Consider the following 25,155-nt stretch of genomic DNA (forward strand, 5'->3'; position numbering starts at 1 on the left):
TTTCATCTTGCTTTAAATACGCCCTTTGCAACACCTCCCCCCGCTCACGTCCCCCGGGGCTTGGCCCTGAGCGTCGGATCGGCCTCGCGCGGGTTCTCCGGCCAGGGGTGGCGCGGATACTGCCCGCGCATGTCCTTGCGGACATCGGCGTATGATGTGTCCCAGAAGCGCGGCAAGTCGGTGGTCACCTGTACCGGCCGCTGTCCGGGGCTGAGCAGTGTCACCTTCAGCGGCAACCGGCGCGGGCCGATGCTGGGGTGTTCGGTGGTGCCGAACATTTCCTGCAGCCGCACGCTGATCTCGGGCTGGCCATGCGCATAGTCGATGGGCACCTTGCGCTGCATCGGTGTGATGTAATGCGCAGGCGCGAGTCGGTCGAGCAGTTGCTGTTGCTCCCAGTCCAGTGCGTGTTTCAACGCTTCGGTCAGGTCCAGCGCCTTGAGGTCATCCGCTGTGCGGATCCTGGTGAGATACGGCAGCAACCAGTCTTCGGCGCGGGCGGTCAGGGCATCGTCGGTGAAATCCGGAAGGTCTGTGCCTTCTGCGCGCAGCAGCGCCACGCGCGACTGCAGGCGGCGGGCGGCGGGGGTCATGCCGCACAGGGCCAGCCCCAGCGCGCGCACCCCGTCGAGCGCGGCCTTGGCCCGCGCCTCAGGCGGCGCGGCCCAGGTGCGGTCGGCCAGAACCAGAGCCCCCAGCGTTTCGCGCGATTTTGCGGTGATGCGGCTTTCGCGCTGATTCCATTCGCACAGGTCGTGCCAGTCGATCCGCTCGGCGAACAGGTCGCGCAGCGCGGCTTCGCTGATCGGCAGTGCCTGCCGGATCCGGGCCTCGCGCGGGTCGCCGTCCAGATCGGTTGCCACGATCAGGCGGCTGTTGGCCAGCGGGTCGGCGGCATCGAACACCGCCCCCTTGCCGCCCGACAAAAGGTAGCGCGGCTGGTCGCCCTTGCGCCGCTGACCGATCCGGTCGGGATAGGCCAGCGCGGCCATCTCGGCCGGATCCAGCCCCTGATCGGCCGGGGCGAGGCGGGCGAGGCGTTTGGCCTCTTGCCGGATCCGCTCGAGCGTCTCGCGCCGCAGTGGCCAGGGGTGGTCGGCGGCATAGGCGCGCGGGTTTTCCAGCGCCTTCAGCCGCAGGGACAGGTCGGCGGGCGCACCGTTCAGCGGGTCACGGTCGGCGATCAGGGCAGCAAGGGTCGCCGCCGGTTTGCCCGCGCGCAAGAGCATATGCGCCAGACGCGGGTGCAAAGGCAGCGCCGCCATCGCCTTGCCATGGGGCGTGATTCGGTCCGCGGACAACGCGCCGAGATCGTGCAGCAGCACGCGTGCTTCGGCCAGCGGGCCGGGCGGTGGCGGCGTGAGAAAGGCGAGGTCGGACGAGCCCCAGAGCGCCAGATCCAGCGCCAGCCCGGTAAGGTCGGCGGTCTCGATCTCGGCCGGTGCAAAGGCGGGCAGCGCCCCCTCTTGCCCCTTGGTCCACAGCCGGTAGCAGATCCCCTCGGCCACGCGCCCGCCCCGGCCCCGGCGCTGTTCGGCCTCGGCCAGACTGACGCGTTCGGTCACCAGCCGCGACATGCCCGAAGTCGGATCGAACCGTGCCCGCCGCGCCTGCCCGCCGTCAACCACGACACGGATGTCGGGGATGGTGAGCGAGGTCTCGGCAATTGCCGTCGCCAGCACCAGCTTGCGCCCGCTCTGCGCCGGGGCCAGCGCCGCACGCTGGGCCGCGAAATCCATCGCGCCAAAGAGGGGGTGCAGCTGCACCTCGGCGGGCAAGCGTGACGCCAGAAGCGCGGCGGTGCGGCGGATCTCGCCTTCGCCGGGCAAGAACACCAGGATGCCGCCTTCGGTTTCGGCCAGCGCCTTGAGGGTCAGCGCGGCCACCGCCTGCGGCAAGCGGGTCTCGCGCGGCACCGGGGCATCGAGCCATCGGGTCTCGACCGGATACGCGCGCCCCTCGGCCGTGAGCAGGGGCGCGCCGCCCAACAGCGCCGCCACGGGGGCTGCGTCAAGCGTCGCCGACATCACCACCAGATGCAGATCCGGGCGCAGTGCCGAGCGGGCCTCCAACACCAGCGCCAACCCCAGATCGGCGTTCAGGGAGCGCTCGTGGAATTCGTCAAAGATCACCGCGCCGATGCCTTCCAGCGACGGGTCCGATTGCAGCATCCGGGTCAGAATACCCTCGGTCACCACCTCGATGCGGGTCGCCTTGGAGACCTGCGCCTCGCCCCGGATGCGGTAGCCGACGGTCTGGCCGACGGATTCGCCCAGCGTCTCGGCCATGCGCTCGGCGGCAGCGCGGGCGGCAAGACGGCGAGGTTCGAGCAGAACGATGCGGCCCTTGGTACCCGCCAGCAGCGCCAGCGGCACGCGCGTGGTCTTGCCGGCACCGGGCGGCGCTTGCAGCACCGCCTGCCCCTGCTCTGACAATGCCGCAACCAGCGCGGGCAGCAGCGGATCGATAGGGAGGGGCGCGCCGGGAAATTGCATGATGGTTTTATGCGGGGCCGGACAGGTGAAGGGAAGGGCCCGCGCTCGGTTCGGGTTGCGAGCGCCGGGGGCCAGCCCCCGGACCCCCGGGATATTTAATGAGCAAAGAGGCGCAAATTTGAGTAAAATTATCCGCAACCAGTGTGACCCGCGCATTTTCTGTCCGAAAATATCCTTGGGGGGTGAATTCGGCGTCAGCCGAAGAGGGGGCTGACAGCCCCCTTCTTGCGCGCCGCGACAGCGGCGCGCCGGGTCGCCCAAGGGCGGGACGGCGTCAGCCGTTCTGGCCGAGGGCGAAACCCCGCCCCGCACTTGGCCCCCCGCACTTGGGGCTTGAGCGGGAACCGGCCCAAGGCTAGACCGGGCGGCGAAAAAGGGGGCGCGCATGTCGTTCAACAGTTTTGGCCATCTGTTCCGCGTGATGACCTGGGGCGAAAGCCATGGACCAGCGCTTGGCGCAACCGTGGACGGCTGCCCGCCGGGTGTCCCGCTGTCCGAGGCGGACATACAGCCGTGGATGGACGCCCGCAAACCCGGCCAGAACCGGTTTACAACCCAGCGGCGCGAGGCTGACGCGGTCGAGATCCTGTCGGGCGTCTATGAAGGCCGCACCACCGGCACGCCGATCCAGCTGATGATCCGCAACACCGACCAGCGGTCCAAGGATTATGGCGAGATCGCCAAGACCTTCCGGCCCGGCCATGCCGACATCACCTATTGGCAGAAATACGGCATCCGCGATCCGCGCGGCGGAGGCCGCTCCAGCGCGCGCGAAACCGCCGCGCGGGTGGCAGCGGGCGGCGTGGCGCGGCAGGTGCTGGCGGCGCTGGCCCCGGGCCTCAGCGTTACCGGCTACATGGTGCAGATGGGCCCGCGCCTGATCGACCGCGCGCGCTTCGACTGGGACGCCATCGCCGCCAACCCCTTCTGGTGCCCCGATGCCGAGACGGCACAGCTCTGGGCCGATGACCTCGACGCCCTGCGCAAGACCGGCAACTCGGTCGGTGCCGTGGTCGAGGTCGTCGCGCGCGGCGTTCCCGCCGGTCTGGGTGCGCCGATCTATGCCAAGCTCGACAGCGAACTGGCCAGCGCGATGATGAGCATCAACGCCGTCAAGGGCGTCGAGATTGGCGCCGGCATGGCCTCGGCCGCGCTCACCGGCGTTGAGAATGCCGATGAGATCCGCATGGGCCCGAACGGCCCCGAGTATGGCTCGAACCACGCGGGTGGCGTGCTGGGTGGGATCTCGACCGGACAGGATGTCGTCGTGCGCTTTGCCGTCAAGCCGACCTCGTCGATCCTGACCCCGCGCCAGTCCGTCACCATCGACGGGCAGGACACTGACGTCGCCACCAAGGGCCGCCACGACCCCTGCGTCGGCATCCGCGCCGTGCCGGTGGGAGAAGCGATGATGGCCTGTGTGCTGCTCGACCAGCTGCTGTTGCACCGCGCCCAGATGGGCGAGGGCCTGCGCGGCTCCATCGGGTGAGCTGGCAGCCGACGCCCGCGCGCGTCAGCGAGGTTTTGCGCCCGTTCCCGGCGCAAGCGATGGCCGCAACGCTGAACCGGGGCGAGAGCTTCGCGCCCGGTGATCCGCTGCCGCCGCTGTGGCACTGGTTCCACGCGCTGCCTGTCTATCCTTTGGATCAGGCCGGGCCGGACGGGCATCAGGCGCTGGGGCATTTCCTGCCGCCCCTCCCCTTGCCGCGTCGGATGTGGGCCGGCGGGCAATTCACCTTTCACCGGCCCCTGCGCATCGGGGCCGAGGTCACGCGCACATCGGTCGTGACCTCGGTCGTCGAGAAAGCAGGCCGCAGTGGCCCCATCGCCTTTGTCACCGTCGCCCACCGCTGGCGCGATGCCGACGGCCCGCTGATCACCGAGGCTCAGGACATCGTCTACCGCCGCGCCGATGCTCCGCCGGGTGCCGTCGAACGCGCCCCTGCGGGCGAGACCCTCAGCCGGGAGATGACCGCCGATCCGGTGCTGTTGTTTCGCTATTCGGCGCTTACCTTCAACGGTCACCGCATCCACTATGACCGGGCGTTCTGCGCGACCGAAGGGTATGACGGCCTCGTCGTGCACGGCCCGCTGCTGGCGACGCTCCTGCTGGATCTGCTTCGCGTCGACGGCGGCGCCCTGCCCCAGAGCTTCCGCTTTCGCGCCAAAGCGCCGATCACCGATGGCACGCCCTTCACACTTTGCGGGCGGATCGACGGGGCCGAGGCGCATCTGTGGGTGCGGCGCGCCGATGGGGTGCTGGCGATGGAAGGCTGGGCGGGACTTTAGAGCCGCTTTTCGAAATACACCCGGTCAAACCCGTCGGTGACCCGGCGACCGGTCTGGGTGAAGCCGAGATAGGGATAAAGCGTCAGGTTTTCGGTCATCGCGGCATTGGTGTAGAGCCGGATCGCGCCCAGCCCCTGCGCCCGCGCCTCCGCCTCGGCATGGTCCATCAGCGCGCGGCCCAGTCCCTGACCTGCGGCCTCGGGCAGCACGGCGATCGCATCGAGATAGAGGTGATCGCCCAGCGGCCAGAACGCCGCATAGGCAAGGGCAGCGCCGTCACCGGCAACCCAGACGCACCCGTCAGCGATCAGCGTGGCATAATCGGCATCCATCGGCGCAGGGCGGCGACCGATCTCGCGGGATGTAGCGGGCATAGGCGGCCTCGGCGCAGGCGCGAATCGCACCAAGGTCAGCGGGGGTGGCAAGACGGATCATGCCCCTGTTGAACACCAAAGCCCCTGAATGGAAAAGCCCCGCCGAAGCGGGGCCTTCCGAAGAACAGGCTTGGAAAGGATCAGGCAGCAGCCTTGGCGATCTCTTTCTTGATGGCCAGAGCGCGGGTCGACAGTTCGACATCCTTCGCCTTGGCAAGGAACGAGTCGAGGCCACCGCGGTGGTCGACCGAGCGCAGGGCAGCGGCCGAGATACGCAGTTTGTAGGCACGGCCCGTGGCATCCGACGCCAGCGTGACATCCACCAAGTTCGGCAGGAAGCGCCGCTTGGAACGGTTGTTGGCGTGGCTTACGTTGTTGCCCGACATCGGGCCTTTACCGGTCAATTCGCAGCGGCGCGACATGGTGTCATCCTCGTCTGGTTCAGTCGGGCACCGGGTCCACGAAGCGGGGGCGCCGTCAAAGCTTAGAGCACTGGCAAGCAGTGCCCGGAATATCGAACGGGGTCTTAGGGTGAATTCGCACCCTCGTCAAGGGATTCGCCACACTTCGTGAGCGAAGATACCATCGCCCGGGCCGCAGCCCCTGCTGCGGTCTCGCCCCGGGCGACGGCAGCGGCGAAATCGGCCATGCGGGCGCGCGCGGCGGGGGTCTGCAGCTGCGACAGCAGCGCCTGCCGTACCTCCTCGGTAAACCAGTGCCGCGCCTGCTCGGCACGGCGGCGGTCCCAGTGGCCCTGCGCCTTGCGCCAGCCCGACAGCGCCGTGATTTCGGCCCAGACGGCATCCAGCCCGCGCTCTTCCAGCGCCGAGGCCGTCATCGCCTTGGGAAAGCCCGGTGCATCCTGCGGACGCGGGCGCAGCAGATGCAGGGCCCCGGCATAATCGGCGCGCGTGCGCTGTGCGGCGGCTTTCAGATCGCCATCGGCCTTGTTCACCACGATCATGTCGGCGGCTTCCATGATACCGCGCTTGACCCCCTGCAACTCGTCGCCACCTGCCGGGGCGAGCAGCAGCACAAAAACATCCGACAACTCGGCCACCACAGTCTCGGATTGCCCGACGCCGACCGTCTCGATGAGCACCACATCGAATCCCGCCGCCTCGCACAGCGCCACCGCCTCACGCGTACGGCGCGCCACGCCGCCCAGATGGGTCTGGCTGGGTGAGGGCCGGATGAAGGCGCCGGGCAGGCGCGACAGCCGCTCCATGCGCGTCTTGTCACCCAGGATAGAGCCGCCGGTGCGCGCCGAGGATGGGTCAACCGCCAAGACGGCAACCTTGAGGCCTTGCTCGACCAACAAGGTCCCGAAACTCTCGATGAAGGTCGACTTGCCAACCCCCGGCGTGCCACTCAACCCGATCCTGAGCGCCTGCCGCCCGTGCCCGGCCAATTCCTCGAGCAACGCGGTCGCCTGTACCCGATGGTCAGCGCGGGTCGATTCCACCAGGGTAATCGCGCGCGCCAAGGCGCGGCGGTCGGCGGACAGGATGCGGGTGGCGAGTTCACTCATGGCAGGCCTCTCAGTTGACACCCTGATGCCCAACCGGCGACGGGCTGTCCAGTGGAAGGCCGGGAAAGGGGGCTGTCAGCCCCCTCTTTGGCTGACGCCAAATTCACCCCCGAGGATATTTTCAGACAGAAAATGCGGCGTTAAGATCGCGTTAACTGCATTTTCTGTCTGAAAATATCCTCCAGGAGGGTCCGGGAGGATGGAAAATCCTCCCGGGCGGGTCTGGGCGGCAGCCCAGAGCGGCGCGAGGCCCCTCGATGGGGCCGAGCGCCGCCTCCCCGTTGCTCAGTGCGTGCTGAACGGCTCGAGGTCGTTCTCACGCGCCACAAAGAACGCCGATCGGCGGTCCTGCGTCAGGGCGAGGCATTCACCATCGACCCGGTGCACGCCCCAGACCTGCGTTCCGCCCGGGATCTGCGCGCGGATGTCGTCTGGCAGGGTGTCGGGATCGATTTGCCGGATATAGGCGATCTTGCCTTCCGGGGTGTAGGCATAGGGAGTTTGCATGTCTCGCGTCCTTTCAGCCACGGGTGATGGGGATCGTACGAACAACGGTCTCGGGCTCGCAGCGTTCCAGGGTGATTTGCAGCAGGCCGTTGTCCATATGCGCGCCGCTGACCTCAACCCCCTCGGCCAGGGCAAAGACCCGGCGGAACTGGCGCGTCGCAATGCCGCGGTGCAAGAAGACCCGCTCAGGCTCGGGGTCGTCCTGCTGGCCGTGGATCACCAATTGCCGGTCTTCCAGTGTCACGGCGATATCGGCCAGCGCAAAGCCCGCCACTGCCAGGGTGATCACAAACCGGTTGGGCTCGGCGAGTTCGATATTGAAGGGCGGATACCCCTCCGCCCCGGCGCGCGCCGTGCGTTCCACGAGCCGTTCGAGCGGCTCAAACCCCAACAGCAACGGATGCGAGGGAAAAACGAATTTTGTCATGGCCTTGTCCTGATCACAGCGACGCGGGTCCCGGCCCCCATAGAGTGCGGCTGACCGGGGTATGGAAAGAATATGTGCATCCTGCGCCGACCCTGCAAGGGGGCGCGAAGGCTTTGCCAGAGCAGCGAAAACACGCTAGAGTGCGAAAAAATAAGATCGAGTCGAACCGCGATGAACGCTCCCACCGAGTTGAACCACGAAGAGGTGCTGCGCGTTAAACTTGAGGTTCTGCGCCGCGAGCACCGTGATCTGGATGAGGCCATCGCCGCCATGCACGACCGGGGCACGGGCGATGAACTGGCGATGAAGCGGCTGAAAAAGCGCAAACTGTCGCTGAAAGATCTCGATCTCTCGGATCGAAGACGAACTGACCCCCGACATTATCGCCTGAACTTTTTTACCTCACAACCGGGTGTTGCGCTGTTGAAAGACTCGCGCTGAAGCTGTCGTTGCGTTTACCGTTTGCGCATCAATTTGACTTAAATTTTCCAGCCCCCCCTTCGCCCCCCTCCCTTTCCAAGGAGCGCCTATGACCCGTCCAGTTCTCGCGCTGATCGCAGCCCTTTTCACCGCCACCTCCCTGCCCGCCGCCGCGCAGGACGGGATGGTCTGGGCCTACAACCGCTATATCGAGGCCTCGCCTCTGGATACTTTTCTGGGACTGACCTACGGCATCCCCGAAACGGACGCCGTTCAGGCGTCGATCACCTGCGCGATTGGTGCGAACTGGATCTACGGCGATGTGACCGTCGGCGCTGATGTCGAAGGACTGGCTGACGGTGCCGATGTTGCCCTTGCCTTTCAGTCGCCGGGTTATTCCGCGACCCATCAGGGGACTGTGATCCGTCAGGAAGAGGGGATGTGGGGCGTCAGCTTCGCGGTCGATCTGACCGATCCGTTCTGGAACGCCCTGATGACGCAGCCCGCGCTGACCTATGGCGTGCCCGGTCGCCCGACACTGACCCTGCCGCTGGCCGGGGCGGATATTCCGACGCATGATTTTCTGGGCGACTGCACCCAGATCGGCGATCTGCAGCCCGAGGCCGCGCCTTCCGCCAGCAAATAACCGCCTTCAGCGCTGCGGGATCGTGCCCTCCCAGAGCACAACCTTGGTGCCGCCCATGTCGATGGGCGCGCCCAGCGGCTTCAGCGGCAGTCCCGTCGCCTTGACCAGCCCGGCATCCGGCGACACCAGCCCCAGCCGCCAACCGGCGAATCCTTCGCCCAGCACGCGGCCCAACGAGCCATAGAGCGCGAACAGGAGCTTGCGCTCGCCAATCCGCGCGCCCCAGGGCGGGTTCACCAGCACCAGCCCCGGCACCGCGCCTTCGGGCGGCGTCAGGTCGCTGATCGGCTTGCGGTCGAACTGGCACCAGTCGCTGACCCCGGCCCGCACGGCATTGGCGCGCGCGCCGCCCACCGCCCCCTGATCGCGGTCCGAGCCGAAGAAGCGCAGCACCGGCGGCACGGCAGGCGTGCCCTTGAGCGCGGCAAACGCCGCCGGCTCATAGCCCGCCAAGTCCTGAAAGGCGAAAGCGCGGTCGCGCCCCGGCTGCAGCCCAGCCGCGATTTCGGCCGCCTCGATCGCGAAGGTGCCGGAGCCGCACATCGGATCGACCAGTGTCTGGCTGCCGTCAAAGCCCATCTGCCGCAGGATCAGCGCCGCCAGCGTTTCACGCATCGGGGCCTTGCCGACGGCCTCCTTGTGGCCGCGCTTGTGCAGGCTCTCGCCCGAGGTATCCAGACTGATCGTCACCAGATCATCCTCGATCCGCGCCTTGACCACGATGGCAGCTTCGGCAGCAGCGGTGACGATGGGCGCGCCCAGTTCCTCGCGAATCGCGGTCTCGATGCGCTGGGTGGCGGCCTTGGCGTGGTAGATCTTGGACTGACGGCAGGTCGTCTCGACCCGCACGGGCAGATCAGCGCGCAACACGCCCGCCCAGTCCACCTTGCGCGACCGCTTGTCCAGTTGCGCCAGATGCATCGCCCGGAACGAGGCGATGCGCACCAGCACCCGCGTGGTCCCGCGCAGCACCAGATTGGCGCGCCAGACCTCGGGCCAGCCGCCCTGCGCTTCGACCCCGCCGGGCACCACGGTGACGCCCTTGAACCCGGCGGCGCGCGCCTCGTCGGCAAGCGTGGCTTCAAGGCCGGGAACGGCGGTAAGGAACAGCGTGTCAATCATGCCGCGAGCCATAGCGTCAAACGCCCGCATCCGCGAGTGTCTTTGCATCCGCGCCGCAAAATGCTAGGGCGCGCGAACGCAACATCCGGAGGGCGCGATGACCGTGGACGTGGGACTCATCATGGGCAGCCAATCGGACTGGCCGACGATGCGCGAGGCTGCGGCGATTCTGGACGAGCTGGGCATCGGCTATGAAGCGCGGATCGTCTCGGCCCACCGCACGCCGGACCGGCTGTGGGACTATGGCAAGACGGCGGCGGGGCGCGGGTTGAAGGTGATCATCGCCGGGGCCGGGGGTGCCGCGCATCTGCCGGGGATGATGGCGTCCAAGACGCGGGTGCCGGTGATCGGCGTACCGATCCAGACGCGGGCGCTGTCGGGCGTGGACAGCCTGTATTCCATCCTGCAGATGCCGCGCGGCTATCCGGTGGCGACCATGGCCATCGGGGGGGCTGCCAATGCCGGGCTGATGGCCGCGCAGATGCTGGCCGTGAGCGACGCGGCGCTGGCCGAACGGGTCGATGCCTGGCGTCAGGCGCTGTCCGACTCCATCCCGCAGGAGCCGCGCGATGAGTGAGCCCCTCGCCCCCGGCGCCTGCATCGGTATCCTTGGCGGTGGCCAGTTGGGCCGGATGCTGTCCGTGGCGGCGTCCCGGCTGGGGCTGCGCACCCACGTCTACGATCCGGGCGCGAACCCGCCCGCCGGGCATGTGGCGGAACGGGTGACGACGGCGGACTGGGAGGACGAGGCCGCCCTGCGCGCCTTCGCCGCCTCGGTGGATGTGATCACCTATGAATTCGAGAACATCCCGACCGCCACGCTGGACCTGCTGGAAAGTTTGCGCCCCGTCCGCCCCAACCGGCGCGCATTGGCGATCAGTCAGGACCGGCTGACGGAAAAGGACTTCCTCACCGGTCTGGGCCTCACCACAGCGCCCTACCGCGATGTGCCGGACAGGGCAGCACTGGCGGCGGCACTGGCCGAACACGGCGCCCCCGCCATCCTGAAAACCCGCCGTCTGGGCTATGACGGCAAGGGACAGGCGCGGATCATGGCGCCCGGGCAGGCCGAGGCTGCGCTGGCCGAGATGGGCGGGGCGGACGCGATCTTCGAGGGTTTCGTGCGTTTCACGCATGAGGTCTCGGTCATCGCCGCGCGCGGGCTGAACGGCGAAGTCTCGTGCTACGATCCGGGTGAGAACGTCCATGAAGACGGCATCCTGCGCACGACAACCGTGCCCGCACGGCTGGCCCCCGGCCAACACATGGACGCCGTGTTGCTGGCTGGCAAGATCCTGAACGCGCTGGACTATGTCGGCGTGATGGGGGTCGAGCTGTTCGTGACACCCAAGGGCCTCGTGGTCAACGAAATCGCCCCGCGCGTCCATAACTCGGGCCACTGGACGCAAGCGGGCTGCGCGGTGGACCAGTTCGAACAGCATATCCGCGCGGTGGCCGGGTGGCCGCTGGGCAATGGCCAGCGCTACGCGGATGTGGTGATGGAGAACCTGATCGGCGATGATGTCGACCGCGTGCCCGCGCTGTCGCGCGAGGCTGACACGCAGATCCACCTCTACGGCAAGGGCGCTGCACGACCGGGCCGCAAGATGGGCCACGTCAACCGGGTGTCACGCGGGTAACGGGGGCGCTGCCCCCGCGCGCTTCGCGCTCCCCCGAGATATTTAAGGAGCAAAGAAGCGCAGTTAACAAAAGGTTAACGCCCCTCTTTGCTCTTCAAATATCCTCGGGGGTGAATTCGCTGCAAGCGAAGAGGGGGGCAGAAGGCCCCCTTGCCCGATCTCAGACGCTCAGACAGATGTATTTCAGCTCGAGGAAATCCTCGATTCCGTGGCGCGAGCCTTCACGGCCCAGCCCGGATTGCTTGACGCCGCCAAAGGGTGCGACCTCGGTTGAGATCAGGCCGGTGTTCACCCCGACGATGCCGTATTCCAGCGCCTCTTGCACCCGCGTGACGCGGCTGATGTCGCGGGAATAGAAATAGCAGGCCAGCCCGAAGATCGTGTCATTGGCGTAGTGGATCGCTTCTTCCTCGGTCTCGAACCTGAACAGCGGGGCGAGCGGGCCGAAGGTTTCTTCCTGCGCAACTTTCATCGCTTGCGTGACCCCGGTGACCACCGTCGGCTGAAAGAAAGTGCCGCCCAGCGCATGCGGTTTGCCGCCGGTCATCAGCGCACCGCCGTGGTCGAGCACGTCCTTGATGTGGTCCTGCACCTTTTCAACCGCCTTGGCGTTGATCAGCGGGCCAGTCGTCACGCCGGACTCCAGCCCGTCGCCGACGTTCAGCTTTTCGACCGCCACCCGTAGCTTTTCGGCGAAGGCGTCATAGACCCCGGCCTGCACGTAGATCCGGTTGGCGCAGACGCAGGTCTGGCCGTTGTTGCGGAACTTGGACATCATCGCGCCCTCGACCGCCGCATCCAGATCGGCGTCGTCGAACACGATGAAGGGCGCGTTGCCGCCCAGTTCCATCGAGCATTTCATCACCTGATCGGCGGCCTGTTTCAGCAGGATACGCCCCACCTCGGTCGAGCCGGTGAAGGTCAGCTTGCGCACGATCGGGTTCTCGCAGAACTCCTTGCCGATGTCGGACGAGCGCGACGAGGTGACGACGGACAAGATCCCCTTGGGCAGCCCGGCACGTTCCGCCAGCACCGCCATCGCCAGCGCCGACAGCGGGGTTTCCGCCGCCGGGCGGGCGACAAAGCCGCAGCCGGCGGCCAGCGCCGGGGCGACCTTGCGCGCGATCATCGCGTTGGGAAAGTTCCACGGCGTGATCGAGGCGCAGACACCGATCGGCTGTTTCAGCACCGTGATCCGCTTGTCGCGCATATGGCCCGGGATCGTCTCGCCATAGATGCGCTTGGCCTCTTCGCCGAACCATTCGACGAAAGACGCGCCATAGAGGATCTCGCCCTTGGCCTCGGCCAGCGGCTTGCCCATTTCGGCGGTCAGGATGGTGCCCAGATCGTCGGCATTCGCCACCATCAGGTCGTACCATGTGCGCAGCACCGCCGCGCGTTCCTTGCCGGTGCGCGCCGCCCAGTCCTTCATCGCGCTATTCGCCGCCGCGATGGCGCGCGCGGTTTCGGCGCGGCCCAGGTCGGCCACCCGTGCGATCACGTCCCCCCGCGCCGGGTTGATCACGTCGAAGGTCGCGCCGTCATCGGCATCAATCCACGCGCCCGCGACAAAAGCGCGGGTTTCGAGCAGTGAGGGGTCCTTGAGAAGGCCGCGAAGATCGGTAGGTTGGTCCAGCATGGAATCCTCATCATCGATTGGCCGCCAGAACGGCGTTTGGATATCCAGAGCACATAATACTTAACAACGCAAGTAATGACCCCGGTATGACCAAAGACCTGAGCCGCGACTACGCGAACGGCGACTTCATCGCCGACGCCGCCACCTATCCGCCACGGTGGGCTGACGAGGCAGCCGCGCTGCGCCTCAGACTGGGCGACCGGGCCCGGACCGGCCTGCGCTATGGCACAGAACCGCGTCAAACCTTCGATCTGTTCCTGCCTGAGACGACACCCGTCGGGCTCATGGTCTTCATCCATGGGGGATACTGGATGGCGTTCGATCCGGCAAGCTGGTCCCATCTGGCCGAGGGCGCGCTGGCGCGCGACTGGGCCGTGGCCATACCGGGCTATACGCTGGCACCCCAAGCGCGGATCGCGTCAATGACGGATGAGGTGGAAGCGGCGATCACCATGGCCGCCGAGATGATCGACGGCCCCATCGTCATCACAGGCCATTCCGCAGGCGGGCACCTGTCGGCGCGCATGGCCTGCGCGGATCGCACGCCGGTCTGGGCGGACCGACTGGTGCGCGTGGTGCCGATCTCGCCTTTGGCGGATCTGCGTCCGCTGATGGAGACCGACATGAACGCCACGCTGCACCTCGACGCGGCCGAGGCGGCGGCGGAAAGCCCCGCCCTGCTGGCCAAACGGTCGCAGGTCGACTGCACCGTCTGGGTGGGCGCGCAAGAGCGCCCCGCCTTCCTGTGGCAGGCGCGCCTGCTGTCCGAGGACTGGGACTGCCCCTGGCACGCCGCGCCGGGCCTGCACCATTTCAACGTGATCGACGATCTGGCCGATCCCGAAAGCGTGCTGGTGCAGACCCTGCTCGACTAGGCGTCAGACGCGCTCGAGCGTGACGTCGATATTGCCGCGCGTGGCGTTCGAATACGGGCACACGGCATGCGCGGCCTCGATCATCGTCTGGGCCAGTTCATCCTCGACCCCCGGCAGCGACACTTTCAGCGCCACTTCCAGACCGAAGCCGCCTTCGCTGCGCGCGCCGATACCGACCTGCGCCGAAACGGTCGCGTCCTCGGGAACGGTGCCCAGCTTCTGCATGCGCGCTGCGGCGCGCAGGGCGCTGAGGAAGCACCCGGCATAGCCCATCGCAAACAGTTCTTCGGGGTTATGGCCTTTGCCGTTGCCGCCCATTTCGGTCGGCGTGGCCATCGTTACGGTCAGCGAGCCCGAATCGAGGCTGGTGATCCCGGTGCGGCCGCCGCCATTGGCGGTGGCAGAAGTACGGTATTTGACGTCGACGCTCATGAAAAGCTCCTGTCGCTTGTGATTATGTCGTGCACGATACAAATAGCGCCGTGAGATGCGCATGTCAATCGCTTGCGCCTTTATCGTGCGCGATATATTGTGACACGATGACCCTCGCCCCCGCCGACATGCTCTGTTTCTCGCTCTACTCCGCCCAGCAGGCCATGCAGGCGGCGTATAAGCCCCTGCTCGACCCGCTGGGCCTGACCTATCCGCAGTATCTGGTGCTGACGGCGCTCTGGACGCAGGACGCCCCTCAGACCGTGGGCGCGCTGGGGGCAGCGCTGGGGTTGGAAACGAACACGCTCACCCCCTTGCTCAAACGCATGGAAACCGCAGGCCTGATCGCGCGCCGCCGCGACGCGGTGGATGAGCGTCAGGTGCGCATCTCGCTGACGGAAAAGGGACAGGCCCTGCAACCGCAGGCGCTTGACGTGCAGCGTTGCTTCTTCGAAGCCACAGGCCTGTCACTGACCGAGGCCAAGCAATTGCGCGACCAGATCACTGCCCTGCGCGACCGCCTGAACCCGCGCTCACAGCTTTGAGCTGATGACGCCGGTGTTGAAACCGCCCATGCGCAGCTCACCGAACAGGCGCTGATATTCGATCTTGGGACAGCGGTTCTGGATGAAATCCACCCCGCGCTCGGCGCACATCGCGCGCGCCTCGTCGCTGGTGACGCCGATCTGCAACCAGACGGTTTTCAGCCCCGGCAGATGGTCCAGCGCCGCGCGCACGATGGGCGCGACATGTTCCGAGCGGCGAAACACATCCAGCGTATCCACGGTTTGCGGCAGATCGGTCACATCGGCGACAACGGTAGCCCCGAACAACTGTTCGCCCGCATGGCCCGGGTTGACCGGGACCACCGCCTTGCCCTTGAGCTTGAGATAGCGCGCCACGAAATAGCTGGGCCGCACCGGGTTCGGCGACACGCCGACCACGGCAACGGTCTTGATGCGCTGCAGGATCTTGCGCAGCACCGCATCATCGGGGGCATCGGGGAAGGACGGCGCGGCGCCGCCCTTCGGGGGAAGAGTATCGGTCATATCAGGCTCCGGTCTGGCGACACCCTCACCCGGCATCGCCTTGGGAACAAGAAGAAATAAAAAGCGCCCGGTGAAAACCGGGCGCGAGTTGGGAACGAGGGACAGTGGAGGAAACGCGAGAGTTCCTGCTCAACGCTTCATGTGACAATATGAGCGCTCTTTGCGAAAATAAAAGGGCGGTCGCGATTTCGTGATTAACCCGCCCTTAAGCCTCAGCGCCCCACCGTCGCCGCGTACAAAGACACCGCCGCCGCGTTCGACACGTTGAGCGAGCCGAACCCGCCCGCATAAGGCACCCGCACCAGCGCATCGCAGGTCTCGCGGGTCTTTTCGCGCAGCCCCGGCCCTTCGGCCCCCAGCACCAGCGCCACGGGCCGGTCGCCCACAGCCGCAAGGCCTTCGGCCAGCGTCTGCTCGGCCTCGCCATCCAGCCCCAGCAGGGTAAATCCCATCTTCTTGAGCGACAGCATGGCATCCGCCAGATTGGTCACCCGCAGATACGGCTGGCGCTCCAGCGCGCCCGAGGCGGTCTTGGCCAGCGCCCCGGTCTCGGGTGCGGAATGGTGGCGCGGGGCCACCACGGCGCGCGCACCGAACACCTCGGCCGAGCGCAGGATCGCGCCGACGTTATGCGGATCGGTCACCCGGTCGAGCAACACCACCACCGGCGCGCCGGCCCCCGAGGCGCAGACATCCTCGAAACTGCCCCAGTCCAGCGCCTTGACCTCAAGCGCCGCGCCCTGATGAACCGAATCGGGGGCAAGCGGGGCCGAGAATTTGCGCGGATCCTCGATCTCGGGCTCCATACCCGATTCGGCGATCGCGTCGGCCAGCTTGTCGGCGGCGTTCTTGGTGACGAGCAGCCGCAACCGCTCGCGCTGCGGATTGACCAGTGCATCGCGCACGGCATGCAGGCCGAACAGCCAGACGGTTTCTGCCGCCGAGGCGCGTTTGGCGCGTTCCTTGTCAATCACCCAGGCCGGTTTTTTCATCGCTTTGCCCCCGGAAAAACGCCTTATTGCGCTGCGCAGGCCGCGCGCGCAAGTCGGTCGTAATATTCCCGCCCGGGTGCGCGCCGCCAGCTGCCCGAATAAGCGCCCCCTGCGCCCTCTCACCTTGCCGCAAATACGCCTCTGCCCTCAAAACCAACCCCGCACCCAAACCATGCGCAAACCCCGCTTTTCCCCCGCTTTCGACCCTTGACGCCCCCTGCCCCCTTCGGTATTCCCCGCGCAGCGTCGGGCGACGTGCTGCAAGGTGCGGCAGCGGACTGTAACTCCGCCGGGGAGACCCACGCCTGGTTCGATTCCAGGGTCGCCCACCATAACACTTTCAACAGGTTATGGTGACAGTCAGCGGATGCGGCACCTCAATGCCCGCATGTTGCGACAAAACCTATCTCACACAGCGCTTCACCAGCCCCCTTCGCGCGGCCTGCAGACCTGAATCATGCCGTCTTGGCGATGATCAGGAAGCTCAGCGGCATCCGCCAACGCGTTCGCCGCGTGCCCTGCTGGCCGCTTTGCCATCGCCAACAGACGGGACAGCGCGCTGGACGCTGTTCGGATGTCTGCTGGCAGCGGATGGGCGCAGACGGGCTGTTTACATTATGTTATGTTATATCATACCAATCGACTCACCTTAGATTGAGGAGATGCGGATGAACCGTTCCAGATACCTTGCAACCCTGCTGATGGCCTCTGCCGCCGCGACGGCGCTCGCCGCCGGTGGCTCGGTCGCTCAGGATCACGACCCTGAGTCTGCGGAGACGCACTACCGGCTCTTTATCGGCGATCACGCCGAAGGCGTGGTCCGTGCCATCGACCTGGAAGACAGCGCCGACGCCGGCACCTTCCGGATCGACTTGACCCCCGCACTGACCCGCAGCACCAGCGGGCGCACGATCTTTGCCGTGCAGGGAGAGGCGGGCGCGGTTGCCGTCATCGCCACGGGCATCGACGTCGAGGACCACGGCGACCACCGCGACTTGCACGTGACCGACGCGCGCCTGCTGGAAACCGCGATCACCGGCACCCGCCCTGCGCATGTGATCGAAGGCTCGGGGACGATTGCGCTTTTCGACGATGGCACCGGAAGCGTGTCGCTGTTCGCGGAAAACGCCGTGCTGGAAGGCGCGTTTGATCCGGTGGTTCTGGAACCCGGCGCCGCGCATCACGGCCTTGCCGCGCCGATGGGCGATTACATCGTCGTGTCGGTCCCGCACGAGTCGCCGGACGCGCCGCGCGTCGGCCTCAGGGTGATCGACCGTCAGGGCGCACCCGTGGGCGCGGTGGTCCCCTGCCCGGGTGTCCACGGGCAGGCGCAATCGGCACGGGTCTTTGCGTTCGGCTGCCGCGATGGCGTGGTCATCGCGACCCCTTCGGCCGGAAGCGAGCCGCCGGTGCTGGAACACATTTCCACCGCCGGTCTTGGCGAGGGCAATGTCTCGACCCTTAAAGGCGGAACGGCTCTGCAGTTCTTCCTTGGCAACTTCGGCCCTGCGGCGGTCGTGCTCATCGAACCGGGCAGCGACGCGCCCTTCCGCCGGATCGACCTGCCCACCCGCCGGGTGGACTTCGCCCTCGACCCGATCAACCCGCGCAACGCCTATGTGCTGACCGAGGACGGCCAGCTTCACCTGCTGGACGTCATCGCTGGCGCAATCACGCAGAGCCTGCAGCTGACAGACCCGTACTCGATGGATGGCCACTGGCGTGACGCGCGCCCGCGTCTGGCCGTGGCAGGCGACCACATCGCCGTGACGGATCCGCGCGCGGGTCTGGTCCGGCTGCTCAGCATCGACCGCTTTGCGCAGGAGCGCACAATCCCCGTCGACGGCACGCCCTACACCATCGTCGCCGTGGGTGGGTCAGGCGCGGACCACTGATCCGGGCTTAGCACAAGAACAGCATCCGGCCTGAGATCGCGGGCCGGATGCGCAAAGACGGGACGGATCGGCGCGAATGTTCCCGTCAGGGCGATCTCGCCGGGGCAGGAGGATAGCCCCGCATCAGAAGGGTCAAAGTCTCACGTCCTAAGCCGCGTCATGTGCCGCTTTCCACACGTCGTTGTGTGATTGGCCCATCGTCTCTTGTGCGTCATGGCGGGTATCAGTCGGCAGGGATGGACGCCGTCCAGAAACCGGGATTGGCCGCACACCCTCTACGGCACTGCCCCGCCAGAAGGGGAGAGTTGCCACGTCGTTCAGCACGGCCACGCGGGCTTTGCCCCCGGACCTGCCGCAAGAAAGCACGCCGCAAGAGGTTGTGACGGTCCCGGATGATGGGGGCAAACCGGTGCCCGGAAGCGGTGAGGCTTTCGAGCATATCAGCGACGGCGGATCATCCCCCGAAGCTGGCGCCTCCGCCCGTGCGTCCCGCGCCAAATCCACCGGTTGCGCGGACCGAGGCACGCGTCATGGGGGCGGCACCCGTCGCCGTGGGCGCGGCGCGGAAGTTTGACGGGGCAAGACTGACCGCACCGCGGTTGCCGTTGAGACTGGTCGCCCCGGATGCCGTGGAAAATCCGCCGGTCGGGTTGCGATAGAGCGGTTGCGCGCCCATCGTCGCCCTGCCGTTGTTCATCATGCTGCCCATCATGTACCCCATCATCAGCGGCATGAAGATGCTGCCCCCTCCCGACGCGGCGGCACCGGGATCGGCGACGCATTCGCCGCCATGCTGTTCTTCACAAAGGGCGCGTTCGTTATAGCGCGGCGCGGTCTCGGCATGGGCGACCTCGGCCAAGGCAAAGGCTTCACTGCATTCACGCGATGAATAGCCGCTGTCGCCGGTCGCAGAGGCCGTACATTCCTCAAGCGTCGGAAACACATGCGTTTCGACAGTCTCGGGCGTGCAGCCAACCATACCGAATGCAGCGGCCCCCAGAAGGGTGAGGCGAATTGCGGAGGACCGCTTGGGGCGGGGCAATACTGGTTTCAACGTAAGGGTCCTTGTCATGAGAGACTGATATGGGGCGGAACGCCTGATTTTCCATATCGCGCCGTCTGGTTTGGCCGACATTGCTGTCGGGGCAATCGACGTTGCCGGGATCTCAGGCGCGAATGAAGTGAGGCTTGAAGCGGCTGAGATCCTGCGTAATGCGCGCGCGGTCTTCGCGCAGCCCCATTCCGACGCATTTTTCGCCGACGATCCACGAACCGACCACCGGATGATAGCCCCCGAAGTCGGTGATTTCATGGTAGGCCTGCACAACCATCGGATGCGCCCCGTAGCGGTTATCCTCGGCGGCGGCGATCGTATCGCCCCCCGTGCAATCGTGATGCTGGAGCCCTCGCGCGAGAAGATCGGCTTGCGGACGGTGCCAAGGCTCAGGAGGTCTGCCGCGCGATCAACACGCGGGCCACCCTTCTCGATGTCCTCGGCGAAGAAGGCGGGCAACAGGTTCGGATGCCCCTCAAACATTTCCCACAGTACCGCCAGGATCCCCTTGTTGGAAACGACGGCCTTCCACGCCGGTTCCAGAAAGCGACAGTGTGCGCCCGCAATGTGGGTGGCGAAATCGTCGCGCAGCATATCTTCCCAAGGATAGAGCTTGAAAAGCGCCCCGATGACTTGAGCATCGGCGTCACAGAACTGCCCCTGATCGGTAAGGCCGATCTTGTCGATGGGAACATAATGCGCGCCAAGCCCTGCCTCGCGCGCGGCCCAGGCCATGCTTTCGGTCGTGGCATAATCCTCGGGCGCGTTGGCGAACGAGGTGAAATGCACATGCTCGCCTTCGTCGAAAATCTCGGCAAAGCGCGCGACCAGCGCCTCGTGAATGCCGTTGAACTGGTCGCTGCCATCGGGCAGCACCCCGGCGGCGATCTGGTCTTCCAGCCACTGCCACTGAAACGCAGCACTCTCATAGAGCGAGGTGGGCGTGTCTGCGTTGTATTCGATCATCTTTGCCGGCCCCGTGCCGTCATAGATCAGATCGAACCGACCATAGAGCTCCGGGTCACCCGTCGCCCAGGACATCGCGACGAGATCGCGGTGTTCCAGCGGGATCGCCAGACGCTCCATCAGCTCTTGCGAGCCGACAATCCGCTCGACGGCCTCGCGGCACAGCGCGTGCAATTCGGTGGAAGGATCCTCGATGTCGCGTTCGACCTGCTCCAAGGTGAAGGCATAGACCGACTCCTCCGACCAATAGGGCTCGCCGTGCATCTCGGCAAAGCTGAAGCCAGCGTCTTGGGCTTTCTCTTTCCAGTCCGGGCGGGCACCGAGTTCGATACGGTCCATCAGAAAATCCTCATCTGTAAGCGGTGCCTCGGATTCGTCGGGCCGAGCCCGGGATGGAGGGGCCCGGGATGAAGGGGCGTTGTCGAGGACATCGTCTATCGCGTCAACCCCGGGCGCGTTCACCGCCAAAGCCTGAACAGGACGCCTTTGACAAGGGCGACGGCTGTTGTTGAGCCTGAAAAGGAGACCCTCGGCGCGGCCCCCTGCGGACAGTCAACGCCCCGGCGGCCACCCGCGTCAGTGTCAGGGACGCCGGGCCATCGCTTGATCGCGCTAGGATTCTCTGAGCGCGCAAATTATGATCACGCTTGCGCTGGCTGACCCTGATCAACCGGCGAGCGGAAACAGGCTGAGGTTAGCTTCAGTCGTCGATGACAACCACTTGTGACGTTCAAGCCGCTTTTCGACACCCTCGGGACCGCCGTACTGACCCTTTGTGCCCTTAACAGCGAAACCGCTCCTCAATGATAAAATTCGTTAATCAAAAAGCACCGGATATGGCGCGCATCGCAAGCCTGCTCGAGCACTGCGCCGCGCAGAACACCTGGGCGAACCGCGGTCCTTTGTACACGATGCTCGCGCAGAACTACGCGGCCCATTTCGGTCTGGACAGCACCTGCGCGGTGACGCCCTGCGCCAACGCGGGCATCGCGCTTGAGGGCATGGCGAAGCTCTTGTCCCTGCGTCAGGGGCGCAGGCTCAAATGGGTGGGCTCGGCGTTCAGCTTTCAGAACCTCGGGCGCGGCTATTTCGCGGAGATGGGGCTTGTCGATTGCACCCGTCAGGGGCTGCTGGATCTCGATGCGGTGCGAGCGCTGCCGCAAGACAGCTTTGACGGCATCATCGTCGTTAACCCCTTCGGGCTGTTCGAGGATTTCAGCGACTATATCGCCTTTGCCCGCGAAACCGGGAAGTTTCTGCTCATCGACAACGCAGCAGGCATCAGCCGCACCATGCCGGACTGGCCGTGGCAGGCGCTGAGCCTGCACCACACCAAGCCCTACGGCATGGGCGAGGGCGGGCTGGCGATCACCCCCGCAGACAGCGCCGAGGAGTTCTACAGCCTGCTCAATTACGGACCCGCACCCCAAGACCCCAGCTGTTGGCTCAACAATGGCAAGATCTCGGATATTGCCTGTGCGTTCCTGATCGACCGGCTCGAGACGGTGTCGCAATGGGAGCCGCAGTACCGTGAGCAGGCCGAGCGTGTGCACCGGATCGCCAGCGGTCTGGGCCTTGCGCCGCTCCGGCCGTTTGGCCCGACGGCCCCGGCGATGAGCTGGGGCTACCTTGCGCCCAAAGAGATCCCGCTGGAACGGATCAGCGCGCCCGGGGAGCTGACGTTTGGTAAATATTACAAGCCTCTCGCCAACCTGCCCCAGACCTTGGCCCTGTATGCGCATCTGGTGAACATCCCGACGCACCCGGATGTCGCGGGCCTGTCCGACAGCGTCCTGGAAGCCGAAATCGCGCGGTTGCTATAGCGCAGCCACGCCGGTCTTGATGATCTTGGCAGGCACGCCGACGGCTGTGCAGTGGGGCGGTATCGCGCGGACAACCGCAGCGCCCGCCCCGATCACAGCGCCTTCTCCGATGGCGACGCCCTGAATGACCGTCGCGCCGGTGCCGATATCGACGCCAGCGCCCAAGGTGACATTGCCCGAAATATTCGCGCCGGGGCTGATGGTTGAATAAGCACCCAGCACGGCGTCATGACCGACCGTCGCGCACAGATTGATGTGAACATGGGCTTCAACGGTGATGTCCGTCGTCAGGCAAGCCCCTGCGCAGATCAGAACCCCCTCGCCCAGCGAGACGTTTTCGCCGATCCACGCACGCGGGTGAACCAGTGCGGGAAAGGCGTGGCCGTTGGCCGCCATCCGCTCGGCCACGCGGCGGCGGACCAGCGGCGCGCCGATACCAATGGCCAGATCGGCCCGAGTGCCCCGTTCCAGCGTCGCGATATCCTCGACCACCGGCAGGCCGTGCACCGTGTCAGGATGCGGGATGCCCGGGTCAACCACAAAGCCCAGACACGTCCACTGCGGCTCTTGTGCATTCAGCGCATGGAGGATCTGCAACACCTCGCGCCCGAACCCGCCGCAGCCGTAAATCGCAATGTCGCGCACCGTCGTCTCCCTGTCCGCTCTTGGCCGCACCCTAACCGAAACGCGCCTGCAGCACCGCCAGAAATTGCACGACCGTTTCGGTTTCCGAGGCCTTCGCCGCCGCCATGTCCGCGATCAGTTGCCCGCGTGTCGCCTTCGCCCACGCGATCTCGTCCACGCCATAAGCGACCCCGTTCTTCAGCTCAAACCCGGCCCGCCACTCTTGCGCGCTGAGTCCGGGCTTGGGGATGACAACGGGGGTACAGCCGCAAAGCGCGGCGTAATAGGCGTACATCGTATAAGGATCGTGGCAGTAGAAGACCGTTGTCTTGTTGAAGACCTCGGCGATTTCGGCGTGGCTTTTCCCATCCAGAGGGATGGCGTCATCAGGGTGCGGGATTTGATCCAGCGTGTCGGTGCCTTTGCGGATCATCCGGCAGGCTCCCGATCTTGGACCCCCGCGATCTTGGTAAATATCATCGCGCAGCCAGCGCAATTGCAGCAACCTGTCGGCAGGAATGCCCGGAACGTCCTGCGCAAACGCCTGCTGGTAGAAGAACACCTCTTCCCCTGCCGCGATCTCTGCATCCCCGCCCAACAGGCCGGGCCGGTTCAGCAACCAGCGCACCACACGGGGGGCGCGCAGAGGGTTTCCTGTAACCGTCTCAGGGTAAACAACGATCGCCGCCTCAACGTGCCCGCGCGGGGCAAGCGGAACATCCATCGACGGGTGCGTTTTGAAGCGCGGCTGCTTGCGGCGTCTGTTCCACCGCCGCAGGGCGCGGACCAAAGGCGATCTGACCGCGGCATAGTCTTTCTCGATCTGGACAGCATAGGCCTCGACTCCCAGCGCGCGCAGGCGATCAACAAGCGCGTGCAGCACAATCACACCGCCGCTGTTTTCGTCAAACGACGGGCAGTTTACCAAGATGGGCCGCTGGGGCCGGACAAGGGCGGGGTCTGGAGCCATGGCGTCATCTTTCAGGGCGGGGCCAAGCCGGGCATCGGCAGGGAGTGATCGACGTTAAGTCACTCTGACGACAGGGGCAATCTTGCCCTGCCCGATAGCGGCCTGAGCGATGGCCCTTGCGCACCCCTGAAAAACCCCGCGCCGGGCGGACCGGGCGCGGGGTAGCTTTGGTGAGCGTGGATCAGAACGGTTCGGTCTGCGGCACCCAGACGCCGTTTTCGATCCGGTCGACCGAGACCATTTCGGGCATCGCGTGGTTCTCGACGAAGCTTTGCTCGCTGTAGGTCGTGAAGTCGTTGTGCGCCGTGGCGCGCGCGCCCTCGACAAAGCTGTCGGTGGTCAGATCTTCACCCGCTGCACGCAGCGAATTCAGGAACCAGTTGGTGTAGGAATACGCATTCGCCGCGTTCTCGTCCGGCACGGCGTCATAGGCCTCACGGTAGGCCGCGATGAAGGCCTGCGCGTCGGTGTCGGTGGTGTCTTCACCGTGCAGACGCCAGCCGCCGACGCCGTAAAGCCCCTCGGTATCCGCCCCGCCCAGACGCGCCACCACGGTAGAGCGGCCCGGAATCGCGGTCAGAACCTTGACGCCGTCCCAGCCCAGCCGCTTGATTTCGGCCATGACACCGACCGTTTCGCGGGTGATCGTGGCGGCGATGATCGTGTCGACATTGGCCGCGCGCATCCGCGCCACCTGACTGGAGAAGTCGATGTCGCCGGGGCGATACGCGGCTTCTTCGGTCACGCTCAGCCCTGCGGCGGCCAGCGCCGGGGTGACGCCCGCGCGGATCAGGTCACCGAACGGACCCTCCATGTAGATCACGCCGACGCGCTGCGAGCCCCATTCCGGCAGCGCCCAGTTCAGCGCGCGCTCGGTCGTGGTGTTGTAGTTCTGCACGGTGGTGAACAATAGCGGCGAGCCGCCCGCCACCTGATGCATGATCGCCGACGCGGCCCAAGGCCCGAAGACCACGGTGCCCGCCTCGACCGCCGCGCCGATGGTCGCGGCGTTGGTGCCCGAGCCGAACGGGTTGAGCAGCGCGAAGACCTCATCCGAGCGGATCAGTTTCTGCACGGCGCGCACGGCCAGCTGGGGCTGGCTGCCGTTATCCTCGACGATCAGGCGGACCTGACGGCCATGGATGCCGCCCTGTGCATTGGCCTGCGCCAGCGCCAGTTCGGTGGCGTTGCGCAGCGCGGGCATGCCCGCAGCGGCGGGGCCGGACAGGTCGAGATGGGTGCCGACGACGATCTCACCGGCCGAAACACCGGCGGCGCGCGCCGGGCGCAGGCTGCCGCCCAAGGCCAGCGCAGCGGCGCTGGTGGCAAGCATCTGACGACGATTCATAGACATGGCGTCCTCCCTTGATGGACATGGCGGGTTG

General features: G+C 66.2%; 25 protein-coding genes, 1 tRNA gene and 2 pseudogenes. 12 read left to right on the forward strand and 16 right to left on the reverse strand.

The genetic code is table 11. The annotated features are described in order from the left end of the window. Positions 1 to 44 precede the first annotated feature (44 nt). Positions 45 to 2,495, reverse strand: coding sequence for an ATP-dependent helicase HrpB (hrpB, locus tag OKW52_RS00395; protein WP_264503945.1), 2,451 nt, complete (start codon positions 2,493 to 2,495; stop codon positions 45 to 47). A 385-nt stretch (positions 2,496 to 2,880) separates the two neighbouring features. Here hrpB and aroC point away from each other — a divergent pair, with 385 nt between their 5' ends. Continuing rightward, positions 2,881 to 3,984: a chorismate synthase gene (gene aroC, locus OKW52_RS00400; RefSeq protein WP_264503946.1), complete on the forward strand. Its 1,104-nt coding sequence runs from the start codon at positions 2,881 to 2,883 to the stop codon at positions 3,982 to 3,984. After that, positions 3,981 to 4,784, forward strand: coding sequence for an FAS1-like dehydratase domain-containing protein (locus OKW52_RS00405; RefSeq protein WP_264503947.1), 804 nt, complete (start codon positions 3,981 to 3,983; stop codon positions 4,782 to 4,784). The genes aroC and OKW52_RS00405 overlap by 4 nt, the downstream gene beginning before the upstream one ends. Here OKW52_RS00405 and OKW52_RS00410 read toward each other — a convergent pair. The 5 genes from OKW52_RS00410 to OKW52_RS00430 all read right to left on the reverse strand — a co-directional run bounded on the left by OKW52_RS00410 (position 4,781) and on the right by OKW52_RS00430 (position 7,623). Next, on the reverse strand, positions 4,781 to 5,158 hold the full coding sequence (locus OKW52_RS00410) for a GNAT family N-acetyltransferase (RefSeq protein WP_264503948.1): 378 nt from the start codon (positions 5,156 to 5,158) through the stop codon (positions 4,781 to 4,783). The genes OKW52_RS00405 and OKW52_RS00410 overlap by 4 nt on opposite strands. Before the next feature lie 140 nt (positions 5,159 to 5,298). Continuing rightward, positions 5,299 to 5,580, reverse strand: a complete 282-nt coding sequence (rpmB, locus tag OKW52_RS00415) for a 50S ribosomal protein L28 (RefSeq protein WP_127106994.1) — start codon at positions 5,578 to 5,580, stop codon at positions 5,299 to 5,301. A 104-nt stretch (positions 5,581 to 5,684) separates the two neighbouring features. Next, positions 5,685 to 6,689: a methylmalonyl Co-A mutase-associated GTPase MeaB gene (gene meaB / locus OKW52_RS00420; RefSeq protein WP_406622179.1), complete on the reverse strand. Its 1,005-nt coding sequence runs from the start codon at positions 6,687 to 6,689 to the stop codon at positions 5,685 to 5,687. A 285-nt stretch (positions 6,690 to 6,974) separates the two neighbouring features. Then, complete coding sequence (locus OKW52_RS00425) at positions 6,975 to 7,196, reverse strand: DUF1150 family protein (protein WP_127106990.1); 222 nt, start codon at positions 7,194 to 7,196, stop codon at positions 6,975 to 6,977. A 13-nt stretch (positions 7,197 to 7,209) separates the two neighbouring features. Next, positions 7,210 to 7,623 (reverse strand): Hsp20 family protein, encoded by a 414-nt coding sequence (locus OKW52_RS00430; RefSeq protein ID WP_264503949.1) that lies wholly within the window; start codon positions 7,621 to 7,623, stop codon positions 7,210 to 7,212. Positions 7,624 to 7,794: 171 nt separating this feature from the next. Here OKW52_RS00430 and OKW52_RS00435 point away from each other — a divergent pair. Together OKW52_RS00435 and OKW52_RS00440 are read left to right on the forward strand one after the other, a co-directional pair. Beyond that, a pseudogene (locus tag OKW52_RS00435) lies at positions 7,795 to 8,014 on the forward strand (YdcH family protein). A 138-nt stretch (positions 8,015 to 8,152) separates the two neighbouring features. Further along, a complete protein-coding gene (locus OKW52_RS00440) occupies positions 8,153 to 8,689 on the forward strand; it encodes a hypothetical protein (RefSeq protein WP_264503950.1) in 537 nt (178 codons plus the stop codon). 6 nt (positions 8,690 to 8,695) lie between these two features. Here OKW52_RS00440 and OKW52_RS00445 read toward each other — a convergent pair whose 3' ends face one another. Continuing rightward, positions 8,696 to 9,811, reverse strand: a complete 1,116-nt coding sequence (locus tag OKW52_RS00445; protein WP_264503951.1) for a THUMP domain-containing class I SAM-dependent RNA methyltransferase — start codon at positions 9,809 to 9,811, stop codon at positions 8,696 to 8,698. A gap of 97 nt (positions 9,812 to 9,908) precedes the next feature. Here OKW52_RS00445 and purE point away from each other — a divergent pair, with 97 nt between their 5' ends. Together purE and OKW52_RS00455 are read left to right on the forward strand one after the other, a co-directional pair. Next, positions 9,909 to 10,388: a 5-(carboxyamino)imidazole ribonucleotide mutase gene (purE, locus tag OKW52_RS00450; protein ID WP_264503952.1), complete on the forward strand. Its 480-nt coding sequence runs from the start codon at positions 9,909 to 9,911 to the stop codon at positions 10,386 to 10,388. Further along, the gene (locus tag OKW52_RS00455) at positions 10,381 to 11,451 is read left to right on the forward strand and encodes a 5-(carboxyamino)imidazole ribonucleotide synthase (RefSeq protein WP_264503953.1); all 1,071 of its coding nucleotides are present in this window, start codon (positions 10,381 to 10,383) and stop codon (positions 11,449 to 11,451) included. Before purE ends, OKW52_RS00455 begins: the two co-directional genes overlap by 8 nt. 160 nt (positions 11,452 to 11,611) lie before the next feature. Here the strand turns inward: OKW52_RS00455 and OKW52_RS00460 are convergent, their stop codons facing one another. Beyond that, positions 11,612 to 13,090: an NAD-dependent succinate-semialdehyde dehydrogenase gene (locus OKW52_RS00460; RefSeq protein ID WP_264503954.1), complete on the reverse strand. Its 1,479-nt coding sequence runs from the start codon at positions 13,088 to 13,090 to the stop codon at positions 11,612 to 11,614. A gap of 86 nt (positions 13,091 to 13,176) precedes the next feature. On the opposite strand from OKW52_RS00460, the gene OKW52_RS00465 reads away from it, so the two are divergent. Continuing rightward, on the forward strand, positions 13,177 to 13,965 hold the full coding sequence (locus tag OKW52_RS00465) for an alpha/beta hydrolase (protein WP_264503955.1): 789 nt from the start codon (positions 13,177 to 13,179) through the stop codon (positions 13,963 to 13,965). Positions 13,966 to 13,968: 3 nt separating this feature from the next. On the opposite strand, the gene OKW52_RS00470 is transcribed toward OKW52_RS00465, so the two are convergent. Next, entirely contained in the window at positions 13,969 to 14,397 is a 429-nt protein-coding gene (locus tag OKW52_RS00470; protein WP_264503956.1) for an organic hydroperoxide resistance protein, read from the reverse strand. A 107-nt stretch (positions 14,398 to 14,504) separates the two neighbouring features. Between OKW52_RS00470 and OKW52_RS00475 the strand changes: the two genes are divergently transcribed. Further along, the gene (locus OKW52_RS00475) at positions 14,505 to 14,942 is read left to right on the forward strand and encodes a MarR family winged helix-turn-helix transcriptional regulator (protein ID WP_264503957.1); all 438 of its coding nucleotides are present in this window, start codon (positions 14,505 to 14,507) and stop codon (positions 14,940 to 14,942) included. On the opposite strand, the gene OKW52_RS00480 is transcribed toward OKW52_RS00475, so the two are convergent. Then, the gene (locus tag OKW52_RS00480; RefSeq protein ID WP_264503958.1) at positions 14,931 to 15,446 is read right to left on the reverse strand and encodes a CoA-binding protein; all 516 of its coding nucleotides are present in this window, start codon (positions 15,444 to 15,446) and stop codon (positions 14,931 to 14,933) included. The two genes, OKW52_RS00475 and OKW52_RS00480, sit on opposite strands and share 12 nt — an antisense overlap. Positions 15,447 to 15,658: 212 nt before the next feature. Continuing rightward, a complete protein-coding gene (gene rlmB / locus OKW52_RS00485) occupies positions 15,659 to 16,438 on the reverse strand; it encodes a 23S rRNA (guanosine(2251)-2'-O)-methyltransferase RlmB (RefSeq protein ID WP_264503959.1) in 780 nt (259 codons plus the stop codon). A gap of 248 nt (positions 16,439 to 16,686) precedes the next feature. Here rlmB and OKW52_RS00490 point away from each other — a divergent pair. Beyond that, a tRNA-Tyr gene (locus tag OKW52_RS00490) sits at positions 16,687 to 16,770 on the forward strand. Positions 16,771 to 17,106: 336 nt separating this feature from the next. Then, positions 17,107 to 18,333 carry a hypothetical protein gene (locus tag OKW52_RS00495; protein WP_264503960.1) on the forward strand — a complete coding sequence of 409 codons (1,227 nt, stop codon included), beginning with the start codon at positions 17,107 to 17,109 and terminating at the stop codon, positions 18,331 to 18,333. 454 nt (positions 18,334 to 18,787) lie between these two features. Here the strand turns inward: OKW52_RS00495 and OKW52_RS00500 are convergent, their stop codons facing one another. Both OKW52_RS00500 and OKW52_RS00505 read right to left on the reverse strand, forming a co-directional pair. Further along, positions 18,788 to 19,468 (reverse strand): DUF1190 domain-containing protein, encoded by a 681-nt coding sequence (locus OKW52_RS00500; protein WP_319800439.1) that lies wholly within the window; start codon positions 19,466 to 19,468, stop codon positions 18,788 to 18,790. 31 nt (positions 19,469 to 19,499) lie between these two features. Next, a pseudogene (locus OKW52_RS00505) lies at positions 19,500 to 20,692 on the reverse strand (glutathionylspermidine synthase family protein). A 497-nt stretch (positions 20,693 to 21,189) separates the two neighbouring features. Here OKW52_RS00505 and OKW52_RS00510 point away from each other — a divergent pair. Next, positions 21,190 to 22,176 (forward strand): DegT/DnrJ/EryC1/StrS family aminotransferase, encoded by a 987-nt coding sequence (locus OKW52_RS00510; RefSeq protein WP_264503961.1) that lies wholly within the window; start codon positions 21,190 to 21,192, stop codon positions 22,174 to 22,176. On the opposite strand, the gene OKW52_RS00515 is transcribed toward OKW52_RS00510, so the two are convergent. Both OKW52_RS00515 and OKW52_RS00520 read right to left on the reverse strand, forming a co-directional pair. Next, the gene (locus tag OKW52_RS00515; RefSeq protein ID WP_264503962.1) at positions 22,171 to 22,821 is read right to left on the reverse strand and encodes an acetyltransferase; all 651 of its coding nucleotides are present in this window, start codon (positions 22,819 to 22,821) and stop codon (positions 22,171 to 22,173) included. The genes OKW52_RS00510 and OKW52_RS00515 overlap by 6 nt on opposite strands. Before the next feature lie 31 nt (positions 22,822 to 22,852). Next, entirely contained in the window at positions 22,853 to 23,233 is a 381-nt protein-coding gene (locus tag OKW52_RS00520; RefSeq protein WP_264503963.1) for a hypothetical protein, read from the reverse strand. Positions 23,234 to 23,266: 33 nt separating this feature from the next. Here OKW52_RS00520 and OKW52_RS00525 point away from each other — a divergent pair, with 33 nt between their 5' ends. Beyond that, positions 23,267 to 23,818, forward strand: coding sequence for a hypothetical protein (locus tag OKW52_RS00525; protein ID WP_264503964.1), 552 nt, complete (start codon positions 23,267 to 23,269; stop codon positions 23,816 to 23,818). Positions 23,819 to 23,951: 133 nt separating this feature from the next. Here the strand turns inward: OKW52_RS00525 and OKW52_RS00530 are convergent, their stop codons facing one another. Next, positions 23,952 to 25,124, reverse strand: a complete 1,173-nt coding sequence (locus tag OKW52_RS00530) for an ABC transporter substrate-binding protein (protein WP_264503965.1) — start codon at positions 25,122 to 25,124, stop codon at positions 23,952 to 23,954. Positions 25,125 to 25,155 lie beyond the last annotated feature (31 nt).

It is taken from the genome of Pararhodobacter zhoushanensis, assembly GCF_025949695.1.
Taxonomy (GTDB): Bacteria; Pseudomonadota; Alphaproteobacteria; order Rhodobacterales; family Rhodobacteraceae; genus Pararhodobacter; species Pararhodobacter zhoushanensis_A.